Genomic DNA, 14,002 nt, shown 5'->3' with positions numbered 1-14,002 from the left:
AGGCGCGCCAGCCACACTGGCTCAATGAAAATCGCGCGAGGGCAGCTGCATGTCGCCGAGCAGGTCGCTGAGGTCGTGCAGGTCGCCGGCGATCAGGTGCTCCACGCCGTCCACGCGTTCCCAGCGGCCACGCACGGCCAGCAGGCGCGATTCCAGCAGTGCGCGGCGGCGGCGCAGCGCCAGGTGCGACCAGACGATGACGTTGATCATGCCGTGCTCGTCTTCCAGGGTGACGAAGATGGTGCCCTTGGCAGTGGCCGGGCGCTGGCGCTGGGTGACCAGGCCGGCGACATGCACGCCGCTGCCGTGGCGGCGTCCCTGCAATTCGCGCAGGCCGAGGATGCGCCGTTGCCGCATCTGCGGGCGCAGCAGCGCCATCGGATGCTGGCGCAGACTCAGGCCGACCGAACGGTAATCGGCCAGGATCTCCTCGCCTGCGCGCGGTGCTTCAAACTCCACCTCGCGTTCCTGCGGGCTGCCCGGCAGCAGCGGCCGGCGTGCTTCCACGCCGGCCATCGCCCAGCGCGCGGCATTGCGGTTGCCCACCATGCCCTGCAAGGCGCCAGCTTCGGCCAATGCCAGGCGTGCCTTTTCGTCGAGTGCGGCGCGCAGGCACAGATCGCCGATATCGGCGAAGGCCCGCTGCGCGCGCGCGGCGACAATGCGATTGGCCACCACCTCCGATAACCCGGCGACCTGGCGCATGCCCAGCCGGATCGCCGGTTGTTCGCCGGGGTCTTGATCGCTGCGCCAGGGCCGGCCACCGACCAGCGTGTTGTCCCAATCGCTGTGCAGCACATCCACCGGCAACACCTCCACGCGCGCGCGCTCGGGACTGCCGCGGCGCGCGTCCTGCACGATCTGGCTGGCCGAGTAGAAACCCATCGGCTGCGCATTGAGCAGCCCGCAGGCGAAGGCCGCCGGCTCGTGGCGCTTGAGCCAGCAGCTGGCGTAGACAAGCTTGGCGAACGAGGCGGCGTGGCTTTGCGGGAAGCCGTAGGAACCGAAGCCCTTGATCTGCTCGAAGATCTGGTCGATGAAGGTGGAGGCGTAGCCTTTGCCCTGCATGCGCTCACGCATCCGCGCACGGTGCTGTTCCATATCGCCGCCGCGCCGCCAGGCCGCCATCGAGCGACGTAGATTGTCCGCTTCGCTCTCGGTGTAATCGGCAGCGTGCATCAGCAGTTCCATCACCTGTTCCTGGAACAGCGGCACACCTAGTGTTGGCTTGAGGATGTCCTCCACTTCCGGCGAGGGATAGTTCACCTCCTCGCGGCCCTGCCGCCTGCGCAGATACGGGTGCACCATATCGCCCTGGATTGGGCCGGGGCGCACGATCGCCACTTCGATCACCAGGTCGTAGAACACCGCAGGCTTGAGCCGCGGCAGCATCGCCATCTGCGCGCGCGATTCGATCTGGAATACGCCCACGGTATCGGCGCGCTGGATCATCCTGTAGGTCGGCGTATCCTCGCCCGGCAACGTTGCGATGCTGTAATCGCGCCCACGATGCCCGCGCACCAGCTCCAGCGTCTTGCGGATGCAGGTCAGCATGCCCAGCGCCAGGCAATCGACCTTGAGCAGCTTCATCGTTTCCAGGTCGTCCTTGTCCCACTGGATGATGGTGCGGTCGGCCATGGCCGCGTTTTCCACCGGCACCAGCAGCGACAAGGGTTCATCGGAGATGACGAATCCGCCCACATGCTGCGACAGATGGCGCGGGTGATCGCGCAGGTGTTCGGTCACGACGAGGATCTTGTTGATCAGCGGGTTGGCCAGATCGAACCCGGCCTCTTCGATGCGCTGTTCCATGGGCGTTTCGCCATTGCCCCAGCCGTAGCAATTGGCCAGCAGCGCGATCTGGTCCGGCGGCAGGCCGAAGGCCTTGGCCACGTCGCGCACGGCGCTCTTGCCGCGATAGCAGATCACGGTGGCGGCCAACGCCGCGCGTTCACGCCCGTATTTGTTGTAGACGTACTGCAGCACCTCCTCGCGGCGTTCGTGCTCGAAATCGACGTCGATGTCCGGTGGTTCGTTGCGTTGTTCGGACAGGAAGCGCGCCATCAACAGACGCGTTTCATCCGGGTTGACCGCCGTGATGCCCAATGCATAGCACACCGCCGAATTGGCCGATGAGCCACGGCCCTGGCAGAGAATCGTCTTCGACCGTGCGAACTGCACCACGTCCTGCACGGTGAGAAAGAACGCCTCATACTTCTTGTGCGCGATCAGCGCCAGTTCCTTCTCGATGACGGCGCGTACCTTTGCCGGCGTTCCATCCGGCCACCGCTCACGCATCCCCTCTTCGGTGAGCTGTCGCAGATAACTGGCCGGCGTATGTCCTTCCGGCACCAGCTCGCGCGGATAGGTGTATTCAAGCCTGGAAATATCGAAGCTGCAGCGCTGCGCCAGGTCCACGGCGGCCTGCAACAACGCATCCGGGTAGATGTTGCCCAAGGCCCGCCGCGTGCGCAGATGGCGCTCGCCGTTGCGGAACAGATGCGCGCCGCACTCGGCCAACGGCAAGCCGTGGCGGATGGCGGTCAGGGTGTCCTGCACGATGCGCTCGCGCCGCTGCGCCATGTGCACATCGCCGCTGGCCAGTGCGCTCATGCCCAGTTGCTGCGCCAGCACCTGCAGGGCAAGCAAGCGCGCTGCATCGTCCTGTTCGCGATGCAGCTCCACCGCCAGGAATGCACGCGCGCCGAACACCTGCTGCAACCAGGTGCCCTGCCCGGGCTGCGGCTGCGCACCGGGCAACCACACTGCGAACACGCCGGGCTCCACGCCGCGAAACTGTGCCTCCACCTCGGCACGCCCCAATCGATAGGCGCCCTTGCTTGCCGCACGCCGCGCGGTGGTGATCAGCGCGCACAGCTGCGGATAGCCGTGCGCGTTTTCCACCAGCAGGACGAAGCGGGTGCCATCGACCAGGGTGAACTCGCTGCCGACGATCAGGCGCACGCCGGTGGCGCGCGAGGCTTCCAGGCCGCGCACGATGCCGGCCAGCGAGCACTCGTCGGTGATCGCCAGGGCGCTGTAGCCGCAGTGTTGCGCGCGCGCGAACAACTGCTCCGCGCTGGAGGCGCCACGCAGGAACGAGAAGTCCGACAGGCAGTGCAGCTCGGCATACGCGGGCAGCCCATCGGCAACCATGGCATGGGCGATATCGTCGTTTGCCGCGCGCAACCGCGCGGCGACCGTCCAGCCGCGTGGCATGCGCCCACCGGGCGTATCGCGGTCCACGCCATCGACGGCGTCATCCCAGCTCATGCGCGCACACCGTCAGCCTCGCGCTGCCAGTGCACGGGTTTTCCAGTGCGCTGCAGGTCGATGCGTTGCCGTTGCCGCTTCGCTGCGCGGCATCGAACGCCTGCGCTACCGCTGCGGCGACCGGCCCGGCAGGCAGTGCGCCGGTGCTGCAAGGGGATGGGGCGGATCATGCAAACCACCCGTGCAGCATCCAGCCATCGACACGGCCTGGTGCGGCAAACACCCAGGCCTGCCGCCCGCGTGCGGTTTCCACCACGTAGTAATCGCGACGCGCCTCGTCGTCGTCCCACCAGCCGCTTTCCAGCCGCTCCGGCCCGGAGACGATGCGCAGCTGGGTCTCGTGCAGGGGCACCGGTTGCGGCAGCAGCCAGGTCGGGCGCGGCGGACGTGTCGGCGCACCGGTTTCGCGCACCGCATCGCCAATGGCGCGCCGCCAGGCGCGTTCCGGGCGCGGGTCGTCGGCCGGCAGTACGCGATACACCGCCTCGTCGCCGAGCCGCGCACGCAGGCGCTCGCGCAGTTGCGGCCACTCCACCGATTGCTGCGCACGCTGATCGAACAGATCGCGCATGGCCGGCACGAACGGCGGCAGCTGCCGCGCCAGCAGGCGCATCGCCACCACCGGCCGCGGGATCTCCACCCGCTCCAGCCGGTTGCGCGCAAGCTCGAACAACAGCGTCGGCGCCCGTTCCGGGGTGAGCAGGCCGATCTCGACATCGGTGGCGCCTTCTTCGTGTTCCAGCCGCAGCAGGAACCGTTGCACGCCGCCATCGCGGATGGACAGGTAGGTGCACAGATCGCCGATCAGGCGCCGTAGCGGGAACAACAGCGCCGGATGCATTTCCACCTCGTAGCCGAGTTCCACCCGCTGGTCGAAGTGATCCGGTGGTGCGTAACACTCCAGGGGGTCGTCGACCTGGCCGTAGAGGCGGTCCAGATGCTCGAGCAGGCCCGCACCGAACCGCCGGCGCAACCCATCGCGCGGCAACGCGCGCACCGCCGCCAGCGTGCGCACGCCCATGTGCTGCAGGCGCTCGCCGGCATCGCCCGGCAACGCGGCGCGGCGTACCGGCACCTGGTCCAGCGTGGCGTGCAAGGCCGGCAACTGCGTCACCACCATGCCATCGCGCAAACCGGCCAGCACACGCGCGGCGCGCGGTGTCGGTGCCAGGGCAAGCCGGTGCTGGAAGCCCAAGGCCTGCAGTTCATCGCGCAGCCGACGCTCGAAACGCGGCCACGGCCCGAACAATTGAAAACTGGCGCCGGCCTCCAGCACGATGGCACGCGACCATTGCTGGCTCACCAGCGAACTGTGCCGGTACGCCCACGCCGCAAGAAACCGCTGGGTGCGCGCCTCGGCCTGCGCCTCGTAGTCGATGGTGCGCACGGTGGCCATCAGCGCATGCGCCGCCGACAGCCGCATGCCGGCTTTCAGGCCGGCGGCGGACGCCGCTGGATTGACCGAATGCAGGCTGCGCAACTGTGCCGGCCCTTCCACCAGCACCAGCGGTGCGTCAGGCTCTTCCAGGCGCCGAAGGACGGCGTCCAGCGCCAGCTGCGGCAGCAAGATGCAGGCCCACAACATGCGCGCGCCTCAATGCGCCAGCCGCAACGGCTGCGACGGGACCTGCCCGCCGCGGCACTTGCGCACCTGCCAGGCATCGCGCTCTGGCAGAAATTCCAGCCGCAACGCGGCCGGCGATGCATTGACCGCATGCTTGCGATCGCGCAGCGCGAACGCGCAACAGTTGCCGCTGTCGGCGGCCACTTGCAGCCGCCGCAATGCGCGTGCATCGCCGGTCTGCGGCCAGCCCAGTACCGCCGCGCAGGCCCCGCTGCGCAGGCATTGCTCGAACGCCCACAAGGCATCGCGCGGCTCGGCCTGCACCACTTCCAGATGGTCCAGCACCACCCCGCCCGCCTGCCAGGCCGGCGCATAGGGAATGAACGGCGGCGCCACCAGCACCACCCGGCTGCTGCCGCCGGTCATGCGCGCCAGCGTGGGCAACAGCAGCGCGATCTCGCCCACGCCGTGCGCGGGCAGCAGCAACTCGGTCAGTGCCCGCCGCGGCCAGCCGCCATCGGGCAGCAATGCGTCCAGTGCCGCATGCCCGGTGGATTCGCCACCATGGGCGATGGCGGTGCCGTGACCTGCGCGCCACACCGTGCGTGCGGCCAGCAAGGCGTCCAGCGGCAGGGCGACTGCCGCGTTGCCGTCCTGCCTGATGCGCGCGGGCTCCTGGCTCATCTCAACCCTGCCGGATCAGACCGCAGTACAGCCCTTCGATCGCGAAGTCGGCATCGGCGGCCACCACGATCGGCGCATGCGCGCGGTTGCGCGGCAGCAGGCGGATGCGTTCGGCACCACGCTCCAGCCGCTTGATGGTGATTTCGCCATCCACCCGCGCCACCACGATCTGCCCATCGCGCGCCTCGCTGCTGCGATGCACGCCGACCAGATCGCCGTCCAGGATGCCGTCGTCGATCATCGAATCGCCTTGCACCTGCAGCAGATAGTCCGGCCGCAACGAAAACAGCGCACGGTCCAGCCACAGCTGCCGGTCCAGGCCGATATCCGCCCCGATCGGCACGCCGGCCGCCACCCGCCCCAGCACCGGCAAGGCCAGCAACGCATCGCGCGCGGCGCCGCCCGGCATGCGGATGCCCCGCTTCTGATTGGGCAGCAACTCGATCAAGCCGGCCTCGGCCAGCGCCTGCACGTGCTTTTGCGCGGCATTGCGCGAGGCGAACCCGAATGCCTGCGCAATCTCGGCCAGGCTGGGAGACACCCCTGCGTGGGCCTGCTCCTGCAGGAAAGCCAGCACGGCCAGACGTTTGGGAGAGAGAGGTTCCATGGGAGTGCAGCGGCCGGACGGGGCAAGGTGTACATTTGTACACCTATCGGTCGCAGCAGGCGAGATTGGCCCGTGCAGGTTGCTGAGCCGCTTCAGCCAGGACCGGCCTGCGCCCGGCCGGATCCGATCCACCGCCGAATCTGGCCGCGCGGGCCGCTGCGCTTGCGCCTGGTTTATCGCGCACGCATCCGTCTGGGATGGCAACAAGCGCACGGCTGCGGTCGCCGGCAAAACCGTCATCGTGCTCAATGGCGCTGCGCTGTCAGCCGACGATCCGGAGCTCTACGGCAGCTACATTGGGCTGGCCGACGGCGTGATTGAAGCACCTGCCTTTGCCGATTGCTTGCGGCAGCCCCTGCACCCCCGGCAGCAGGAGCGGGTCCACCCACCTGCGGCGGACTACCGCCGAGATCACGGCGCAGGCTCACTCTCAAGAACCTTGCTCTCAAGAACCTTGCTCTGAAGAACCTCGGGGCGCTGGGACATCGCGTGTGACCAGGCGCCCGCCCTCTCGTCGGGCGCCCAAGACGGCAGCAGCATCGATCAGCTCTCGCGCGTGCTCGCCGGCCGCTTCCGCGTCGCCGCCGCTTTCCTGGCGGCAGCCTTGCGCACGCCAGGCCCCTTGGTCTTGGCAGCTTTCTTGGCCGCTGCCGAGCGGCTGCTGGAACTGCGTTTGGCCGCTGTACTCCTGGCCTGGCGCGACAGCGCCTGGGTGCCGGCAACCTGCTTGGCGGTGGTCTTCTTGCTGGCCGTCTTCAAGGCTTTCTTGGCGCCTGCCGACCGCGTTGGCGAGGTCTTCTTGGTGGCGTTCTTGGCGGCCTGTTTCGTCGTCTTCTTGGTGGCCTTCTTGGTGGCCTTCTTGGTGGCCTTTTTCGCCGTCTGCTTGGTCGCTTTGCGGGTGGTCTTGTTTGCGGTCTTGGCGGTGGTCTTCTTGGCCGCCTCACTGTCCTGCGCCGCCTTTTTCCTGGTGCTCCTGGAGGCGCTCTTGGACGGCTTGGCATCCACGCCATCGCGGCGCGCCTTGGACAGGCCAATCGCAATTGCCTGCCTGGTGCTCTTGGCACCATGCTTGCCTTCGCGCACGTGGTCGATTTCTTCTTTGACGTATTCGCCGGCCTGGGTACTGGCCGACTTGCCCTCGCGCTTGTCCTGGGCGGCCGCGCGCCGCGTCTTGGCTTCTGGCATGGGGATGCTCCCGGTGCGTTGTGACGTGCCGATGTAAGCAACCGCCACGTCAACGCATGGTCGACAACGCGCTTGCGGTTGAACAACACGCCGTTGAACAGCACGCTGCCAGCCTGCATCCAGCGCGTTGCTTGTCAGCCTTCGCCTGCCGGCAATGGCTCGCCCTGCGCATCGTAGGCTGGCGGGTGATAGAAGTTGACCGTCTTCAGCGGCGTGTCACCGGTATTGCGAATCTCGTGCGCCTGGCCACGCTCGATCGCGATCAGGCTGCCGGCCTGCAATGCCTGCGTGTGGCCATCCATGATGGCCTCGCCCGCGCCGTCCACCACGAACAGCCATTGGTCGGCGCCGCGATGGCGATTGTCCGGGCCACCCTCGCGATCGCCCGGTGCCATCACCATTTCCGCCGCCTGCACCTGGCGCAGCGAAAACAGCACCTTGAAGGGGTTGCTCAATTCCAGCGTTGCGTACTGCATGCGCGCGTCTCCTCATCGGTTGCGCCGATGCTGTCGCCGCACACGTCAAGGCGGCGGCAATGCACTTGGCTATTGGCTGCGGCAGTACCAGTCCCAGATCACATCGGGCAGATGCGCCTGCAGTGGCAGCTCCAGTGCGCGGTAGCCATCCAGCACATCGCGCAGCATCTGTTGCGCTGCGGTGGGCCCGGTGACGCCGTCGAGTTCATCCTGGCTCAACTGCAGCAGCGACCAGTCGTACAGGCGATCGATCCGCTGGGCCATTGCCGCCTGCAGCCAGGCCTGGAGTGCGAACACGCGATATCCCTGCTGCTCCAGCTGCGCCACTGCCACCTCGAGCACCTCCCCCACACCACGAAACCATTCGGTGTGCCCGCCCGCCGCACTGCGAATCGCCAATGGGGCCGGTGCGTTGTGCTCACCCAGGGGCCGGCGCAGTTGCAGTTCCAGATCCCGCGCATCGCGTTCGCGCTCGGCTTCCACCAGCACGCCGCGCTCCAGGTCGAAGAACGCAAACCAGCGCGGATGCAGGCTGCCGATGCGGCCCAGCGGGTCGCGCGAAAAGCCGATCTTGCAATGGTCTTCCCACTGGCACGGGAACACATAGGTGAAGCAGCGGCCGTCGATGGCCACCTTGCCACGGCGCAGTTGCGCGCTCATTGGCCTGCCTTGCGCTGCGCCTGCGACTCACGCGGTTGATGAGCCTCGACCGGCGGCTCCCAACCGAACACGCTGCGCCCGCCATAGCGGTGCGCATCCACGCGTTCCTGCGCGATATACGCCTCCACCGACGGACCGCGTGCGCCGGCCTCCAGCCGACGTGCCTGCGCATCCAGCCGCGCAATGGCCTGCAGCCGCTCCTCGTTGCCGAGCCGGGCCTGCTGCATCGCCTGCTTGAGCACGCCGATGGTGTGATCCAACACGCGCGTGGGCACCGGGAACGGATGCCGGTCCTTGCCGCCGTGGGCAAGCGAAAAGCGCGCCGGGTCGCTGAAACGACACGGGGTGCCATGCAACACCTCGGCCACCATCGCCAGCGAACGCACGGTGCGCGCGCCCACGCCCGGCACCTGCAACAGCGCGGTGAAATCGGCGGGGCCGCACTCGGCCGCAGCCGCCAGGCTGGCGTGCAGCCGGCGGGTGATCACGTTTTCGCTGCGCACGTCGTGATGGCCGGGCATGCTCAGATGCGGTTGCTGCGCGGGGTCCCAGCCCTGGCCTGCAAACAGGTCACCGGTGACCGGCGCCTGCGCCACAGCAGGCGCAACCGGTGCCTGCGCGGCGTCGATGCGTTGCCACTCACGGGCAAGGCGATCCGGCGGCAGCGTCTGCAACAACGCCACCTGCGCCGCACGCGCGGCAGCGGCACGATGGTCGGCCAGGTTGACGATATTGCCCTGCTGCGGCCCGTCGATGGCCGCATGCGGCGCATCCACAAAACTGCTCAGCCCTTCCGACAACCAGTGATAGCGGCGCGCCTGCTTGCGTTGCCCGTTCATGCCCTGCTGCACCACCACCCAGCGCCCGTCGTCGCTGACGATGAAACTGTGCAGATACAGGTCGAAGCCATCCTGCACCGCGGCGCTGTCCACCTTGGCCACCAGGCGACTGGCCTGCGCCAGCGCAGCGCCATCCAGCCCGACCCCATCGCCTACCGCAAGCAATTCGGCCGGCGTTGCGCGCGAATGCCGCCCGCGCCCACCGCAGACATGGATGCCGAGTTCGCCGGACAACGGCGTGAGCCCGCGCTTGAGTGCGCCCATCACGCTGGTGGTGATGCCGGAGGAATGCCAGTCCATCCCCATCACCGCGCCAAAGGACTGGAACCAGAACGGATGCGCAAGCCGCCGCAACAATTCATCGCGCCCATAGGTGTGCACGATCGCCTCGCACATCACCGTGCCCAGGCGCGTCATCCGCTCACCCAACCAGCGCGGTACGCGCCCGCCATGCAGCGGAAGATCGGCACTGCCGCCGCGCCGGCTCATTGCAACCTCGTCGTCATCTGCACAGGATACCGAGACCGCCGTCGCACGCCGTGCGATTGGCGTGGACCGCAATAACGCGCAACTGACGAGTTCAGTTCCAGCTGGCCGCTGGCGCCGGCGCGGCGAGCTCGGCCCATTGCCATCGCGCAGTGCCGCACATGTCCGGGCATCACCCACGTACCGATGTGAACACCATCACCGCATTGCCTACACCCTGCGTTGACCGTCGCGTGGTCAAGGTGAAGGCCCTCTCAGCCATCGCCACGGGGCTCGCATGAATGCCACTCCCGCCGCAGCCCGTGACACGGCGCCGGCCACCGCCACCACTGCCGCGCCGACCTACCCGGTCAACCTGCGCATCAATGGTCAGCCTTACCAATTGCAGCTCGAAGCCTGGGTCAGCCTGCTCGACCTGTTGCGCGACCGGCTCGACCTCACCGGCACCAAGAAAGGCTGCGACCACGGCCAGTGCGGTGCCTGCACGGTGCTGGTCGATGGGCGCCGCATCAACAGCTGCCTGACGCTTGCCGTCATGCAGGACGGCGCCGAGATCACCACCGTCGAAGGCCTGGCCGAGGGTGACCAGCTGCATCCGCTGCAGCGCGCCTTCATCGACAACGACGCCTTCCAGTGCGGCTATTGCACGCCCGGGCAGTTGTGTTCGGCGGTGGGCCTGATCAAGGAAGGCAAGGCACACGACCGCGACCAGGTGCGCGAGCTGATGAGCGGCAACCTGTGCCGCTGCGGTGCCTACCCGCAGATCACCGATGCGGTGATGCAGGTCATGGGCAAGCCCAGCGACAGCAGCGACAGCGCCGCCACGCCATGGACCCCAGGGACGGTGCCGGCATGATTCCGCTCACCTACACGCGCGCGGACTCCGTCGATGCGGCCCTCACTGCGTTGGCGGTGCGTGGCAGCGACCCGCACCCGGTGCCCGCCGAAGCCCCGGTGCGCCTGATCGCCGGCGGCACCAATCTCACCGACCTGATGAAGCTGCAGCTGATGCGGCCGGGTAGCCTTGTCGACATCAATCGTCTGCCGCTGGATGGCATCACCAGCCAACCCGATGGCGGCCTGCGCCTGGGCGCGCTCGCGCGCAACGCCGACACCGCTTACCACCCGGAGGTGGAAACGCGTTACCCCCTGCTGAGCGCGGCGATCCTCGCTGGCGCCTCGCCGCAGATCCGCAACATGGCCAGCAATGGCGGCAACCTGCTGCAGCGCACGCGCTGCCTGTATTTCTACGACCACGCCACTCCGTGCAACAAGCGCGAGCCCGGTACCGGCTGCTCGGCCATCGGCGGGCTCACCACCTACAACGCCATCCTCGGCGCCAGCGCGCAGTGCATTGCCACGCACCCGTCGGACATGTGCGTCGCGCTGGCTGCGCTGGACGCGGTGGTGCACGTGCAAGGCCCCAATGGCGAGCGCGACATCCCGTTCGCGCAGTTCCACCGCCTGCCCGGCGAGCACCCGGAGCTGGACAGCACGCTGGCCCCGGACGAGCTGATCGTGCATATCGACCTGCCCGATGCGCAGCGCTTCGTCGCGCATAGCGCCTACCTGAAGATCCGTGAGCGGCTGTCGTACGCCTTCGCGCTGGTGTCGGTGGCCGCCGCGCTGGACCTGGCCGAGGACGGCAGCATCCGCGAGGTGCGCGTGGCCCTGGGCGGCGTGGCGCACAAGCCCTGGCGCAATCCCGACGCCGAAGCGCAGCTGGTGGGCAAACCGGCCACGGCCGACAGCTTCGGCATCCTGGCCGATGCCCTGCTGCAGGGTGCGCAACCGCAAGGCAAGAACGCCTTCAAGCTGCCGCTGGCACGCCGCGCGATCGTGCGTGCGCTGGACGTCGCCCGCGAGGGCACCATCGACAACCGCGGGCGAACCAGCGCGCTGGAGGAAGCGCCATGAACGCACGCAGCACCGATGCACTCGACAACGACCTGAGCCCACCGGTTGCCGACAGCGGCACCGGCTATCGCCCCACCGGCACCGGCGTCACCCGCATCGACGGGCGCGCCAAGGTCACCGGCCAGGCGCGTTATGCCGCCGAATGGCCGGTGCCCGACCTGGCCTACGGCGTGGTGGTCAACAGCAGCATCGCCAAGGGCGAGATCGTCGCCTTCCATCTCGACGCCGCGCGTGCGGTACCCGGCGTGCTGGAGATCGTCACCCATGAAAACCGCCCGCATATGCGCGGCATGGACGTGTTCTACAAGGACATGACCGCACCGGCCGGTTCGCCGTTCCGTCCCTTGTACGACAACAAGATCCTGTACAGCGGCCAGCCGATCGCGCTGGTGGTGGCCGACACCTTCGAAGCGGCGCGCCATGCTGCGCATCTGGTGGAGGTGGAACTGCTGCAGGACCCGCACGACACCAACCTGATGACCAACCTGGACCGTGCGCACAAGCCCAAGGCCATGAAGGCCGGTTTTTCGCCGCCACCCAAGGACAAGGGTGAGCCGGACAGCGCCTTCGCCAATGCCGCCGTCCAGGTGCAGGCCGACTATTACAGCGGCGTGGAGCACCACAATCCGATGGAGCTGTTCGCCTCCACGGTGATCCGCGACGCCGATGGCCACTTCACCATCTACGACAAGACCCAGGGCTCGCAGAACAGCCGCTGGTACGTCTCGCATGTGTTCGGCCTGAGCAAGCGCAAGGTCACCGTGCGCAACCCCTACGTGGGCGGCGCCTTTGGCTCCGGGTTGCGCCCGCAGTACCAGTTGCCGCTGGCGGTGATGGCCTCGATCCTGCTGGACCGCTCGGTACGCGTGGTACTGACGCGGCAACAGATGTTCACCTTCGGCCATCGCCCGGAGACACTGCAGCGGCTCAAGCTCGGTGCCGACCGCGATGGCCGCCTGCAGGCGATCTGGCACGAGGCCATCGCCGAGACCTCGCGGATCGAAGATTACGTCGAGGTGGTGGTCAACTGGAGCGGGCAGCTGTATGCCTGCGACAACGTGCATCTGGGCTACAACCTGGTGAGCCTGGACCAGTTCAGCCCGATGGACATGCGCGCCCCCGGCGCCGCACACGGCGTGCATGCGCTGGAAGTGGCAATGGACGAGCTGTCCTATGAATTGGGCATGGATCCGCTGGCGCTGCGCCTGAAGAACTACGCCGAGGTCAACCCGGCTGACGACAAGCCCTACTCCACCAAGGCACTGCGCGCGTGCTACCAGCAAGGCGCCGAGCGCTTCGGCTGGGCGCAGCGCCCGTTGCAGCCGCGCGCACGCAAGGAAGGCAACGAATGGGTGGGCTGGGGCATGGCCACGGGGCAATGGGATGCGATGCAGATGTTTGCGCGCGCGCACGCGGTGCTGCACGCCGATGGCCGGCTGGTGGTGAGCAGCGCAGCCAGTGATATCGGCACAGGCACCTATACGGTGATGGCGATGATTGCGGCCGAAGCACTGGGCCTGCCGCTGGAACAGGTCACCTTCCAGCTGGGCGATTCGACGCTGCCGGTGGCACCGATCGAAGGCGGCTCCTCGCACGTGACCACGGTGGGCTCGGCGGTGGATGGCGTGTGCGGCAAATTGCGCGCGCGGCTGCTGCGGCTGGCGCAGGCGTTACCGAATTCGCGCTTCACCAAGGCCAAGCTGGACGAGGTGGTCTTTGCCGATGGCATGCTGGCGTTGCGCGCCGACGCCGGCACCACCATGGGCCTGACCGAGCTGTTGCGTGCTTCCCAGCTGGAACAGATCGAAGACAAGTTCCTGCTGCTGCCCAATGTGCTCAAGCAACGCAACTACACCCGTGCCACCCATGGCGCGGTGTTCGTGGAAGTACGGGTGGACGAGGAGCTCGGCACGGTGCGGGTCACCCGCGTGGTCAGCGCCGTGGCGGCCGGGCGCATCCTCAACCCGATCACCGCGCGCAGCCAGATCGTCGGCGGCGTGGTCTGGGGCATCGGCCAGGCGCTGCACGAACACACCCAGTCCGATCACCGCTTCGGCCGTTTCATGAATCACGATTTTGCGATGTATCACGTCTCGGCCAATGCCGACATCCACGACATCGATGTGATCTTCGCCGACGAGGACGACCGCATCGTCAGCAGCCTGGGTGCCAAGGGCGTGGGCGAGATCGGCCTGGTCGGCGTCTCGGCGGCGATCTGCAATGCGATCTTCCATGCCACCGGCAAGCGCATCCGCAGTACCCCGATGACGCCGGACAAGGTGATGGCGGACTGAGGCCTGCACTGCAGGTG

At 67.7% G+C, this 14,002-nt stretch carries 12 protein-coding genes; 4 read left to right on the top strand and 8 right to left on the bottom strand.

Annotated elements, in window-relative coordinates:
• Positions 1–21 precede the first annotated feature (21 nt).
• The 4 genes from H7A86_RS06065 to lexA all read right to left on the bottom strand — a co-directional run bounded on the left by H7A86_RS06065 (position 22) and on the right by lexA (position 6,128).
• Entirely contained in the window at positions 22–3,273 is a 3,252-nt protein-coding gene (locus H7A86_RS06065) for an error-prone DNA polymerase (protein ID WP_180708048.1), read from the bottom strand.
• 166 nt (positions 3,274–3,439) lie between these two features.
• Entirely contained in the window at positions 3,440–4,858 is a 1,419-nt protein-coding gene (locus tag H7A86_RS06060; RefSeq protein WP_119132541.1) for a Y-family DNA polymerase, read from the bottom strand.
• Between the two features lie 9 nt (positions 4,859–4,867).
• Entirely contained in the window at positions 4,868–5,521 is a 654-nt protein-coding gene (imuA, locus tag H7A86_RS06055; protein ID WP_180708047.1) for a translesion DNA synthesis-associated protein ImuA, read from the bottom strand.
• A gap of 1 nt (position 5,522) precedes the next feature.
• Positions 5,523–6,128 (bottom strand): transcriptional repressor LexA, encoded by a 606-nt coding sequence (gene lexA, locus H7A86_RS06050; protein ID WP_115676342.1) that lies wholly within the window; start codon positions 6,126–6,128, stop codon positions 5,523–5,525.
• A gap of 79 nt (positions 6,129–6,207) precedes the next feature.
• On the opposite strand from lexA, the gene H7A86_RS20915 reads away from it, so the two are divergent.
• Positions 6,208–6,591, top strand: a complete 384-nt coding sequence (locus H7A86_RS20915; RefSeq protein WP_425509737.1) for a hypothetical protein — start codon at positions 6,208–6,210, stop codon at positions 6,589–6,591.
• An 80-nt stretch (positions 6,592–6,671) separates the two neighbouring features.
• Here the strand turns inward: H7A86_RS20915 and H7A86_RS06040 are convergent, their stop codons facing one another.
• The 4 genes from H7A86_RS06040 to H7A86_RS06025 all read right to left on the bottom strand — a co-directional run bounded on the left by H7A86_RS06040 (position 6,672) and on the right by H7A86_RS06025 (position 9,777).
• Positions 6,672–7,313: a DNA-binding protein gene (locus tag H7A86_RS06040; protein ID WP_119132540.1), complete on the bottom strand. Its 642-nt coding sequence runs from the start codon at positions 7,311–7,313 to the stop codon at positions 6,672–6,674.
• 134 nt (positions 7,314–7,447) lie between these two features.
• Positions 7,448–7,789 (bottom strand): cupin domain-containing protein, encoded by a 342-nt coding sequence (locus tag H7A86_RS06035; protein ID WP_119132539.1) that lies wholly within the window; start codon positions 7,787–7,789, stop codon positions 7,448–7,450.
• A gap of 69 nt (positions 7,790–7,858) precedes the next feature.
• Entirely contained in the window at positions 7,859–8,449 is a 591-nt protein-coding gene (locus tag H7A86_RS06030) for a GIY-YIG nuclease family protein (RefSeq protein ID WP_104649762.1), read from the bottom strand.
• The gene (locus tag H7A86_RS06025; protein WP_119132538.1) at positions 8,446–9,777 is read right to left on the bottom strand and encodes a DUF763 domain-containing protein; all 1,332 of its coding nucleotides are present in this window, start codon (positions 9,775–9,777) and stop codon (positions 8,446–8,448) included. The genes H7A86_RS06030 and H7A86_RS06025 overlap by 4 nt, the downstream gene beginning before the upstream one ends.
• A 274-nt stretch (positions 9,778–10,051) precedes the next feature.
• Here H7A86_RS06025 and H7A86_RS06020 point away from each other — a divergent pair, with 274 nt between their 5' ends.
• The 3 genes from H7A86_RS06020 to H7A86_RS06010 are packed head-to-tail and all read left to right on the top strand — an operon-like array spanning position 10,052 to position 13,985.
• Positions 10,052–10,630, top strand: coding sequence for a (2Fe-2S)-binding protein (locus H7A86_RS06020; RefSeq protein WP_115676337.1), 579 nt, complete (start codon positions 10,052–10,054; stop codon positions 10,628–10,630).
• Positions 10,603–11,691, top strand: coding sequence for an FAD binding domain-containing protein (locus H7A86_RS06015; protein WP_180708046.1), 1,089 nt, complete (start codon positions 10,603–10,605; stop codon positions 11,689–11,691). Before H7A86_RS06020 ends, H7A86_RS06015 begins: the two co-directional genes overlap by 28 nt.
• Positions 11,688–13,985 (top strand): xanthine dehydrogenase family protein molybdopterin-binding subunit, encoded by a 2,298-nt coding sequence (locus H7A86_RS06010; RefSeq protein WP_119132536.1) that lies wholly within the window; start codon positions 11,688–11,690, stop codon positions 13,983–13,985. The genes H7A86_RS06015 and H7A86_RS06010 overlap by 4 nt, the downstream gene beginning before the upstream one ends.
• The last annotated feature ends 17 nt before the right edge of the window (positions 13,986–14,002 follow it).

The sequence above is a fragment of the Xanthomonas euroxanthea genome (assembly GCF_903989455.1).
Taxonomy (GTDB): domain Bacteria; phylum Pseudomonadota; class Gammaproteobacteria; order Xanthomonadales; family Xanthomonadaceae; genus Xanthomonas; species Xanthomonas euroxanthea.
Note: the sequence above shows the minus strand (reverse complement) of the source record. Positions and strands in the feature narration are given on the sequence as shown.

Excerpts from the sequence above, each read along its gene's own strand:
- H7A86_RS06065 (WP_180708048.1), bottom strand. The coding sequence starts at position 3,273 with ATGAGCTGGGATGACGCCGTCGATGGCGTGGACCGCGATACGCCCGGT.
- H7A86_RS06060 (WP_119132541.1), bottom strand. The coding sequence starts at position 4,858 with ATGTTGTGGGCCTGCATCTTGCTGCCGCAGCTGGCGCTGGACGCCGTC.
- imuA (WP_180708047.1), bottom strand. The coding sequence starts at position 5,521 with ATGAGCCAGGAGCCCGCGCGCATCAGGCAGGACGGCAACGCGGCAGTC.
- lexA (WP_115676342.1), bottom strand. The coding sequence starts at position 6,128 with ATGGAACCTCTCTCTCCCAAACGTCTGGCCGTGCTGGCTTTCCTGCAG.
- H7A86_RS06040 (WP_119132540.1), bottom strand. The coding sequence starts at position 7,313 with ATGCCAGAAGCCAAGACGCGGCGCGCGGCCGCCCAGGACAAGCGCGAG.
- H7A86_RS06035 (WP_119132539.1), bottom strand. The coding sequence starts at position 7,789 with ATGCAGTACGCAACGCTGGAATTGAGCAACCCCTTCAAGGTGCTGTTT.
- H7A86_RS06030 (WP_104649762.1), bottom strand. The coding sequence starts at position 8,449 with ATGAGCGCGCAACTGCGCCGTGGCAAGGTGGCCATCGACGGCCGCTGC.
- H7A86_RS06025 (WP_119132538.1), bottom strand. The coding sequence starts at position 9,777 with ATGAGCCGGCGCGGCGGCAGTGCCGATCTTCCGCTGCATGGCGGGCGC.
- H7A86_RS06020 (WP_115676337.1), top strand. The coding sequence starts at position 10,052 with ATGAATGCCACTCCCGCCGCAGCCCGTGACACGGCGCCGGCCACCGCC.
- H7A86_RS06015 (WP_180708046.1), top strand. The coding sequence starts at position 10,603 with ATGGACCCCAGGGACGGTGCCGGCATGATTCCGCTCACCTACACGCGC.
- H7A86_RS06010 (WP_119132536.1), top strand. The coding sequence starts at position 11,688 with ATGAACGCACGCAGCACCGATGCACTCGACAACGACCTGAGCCCACCG.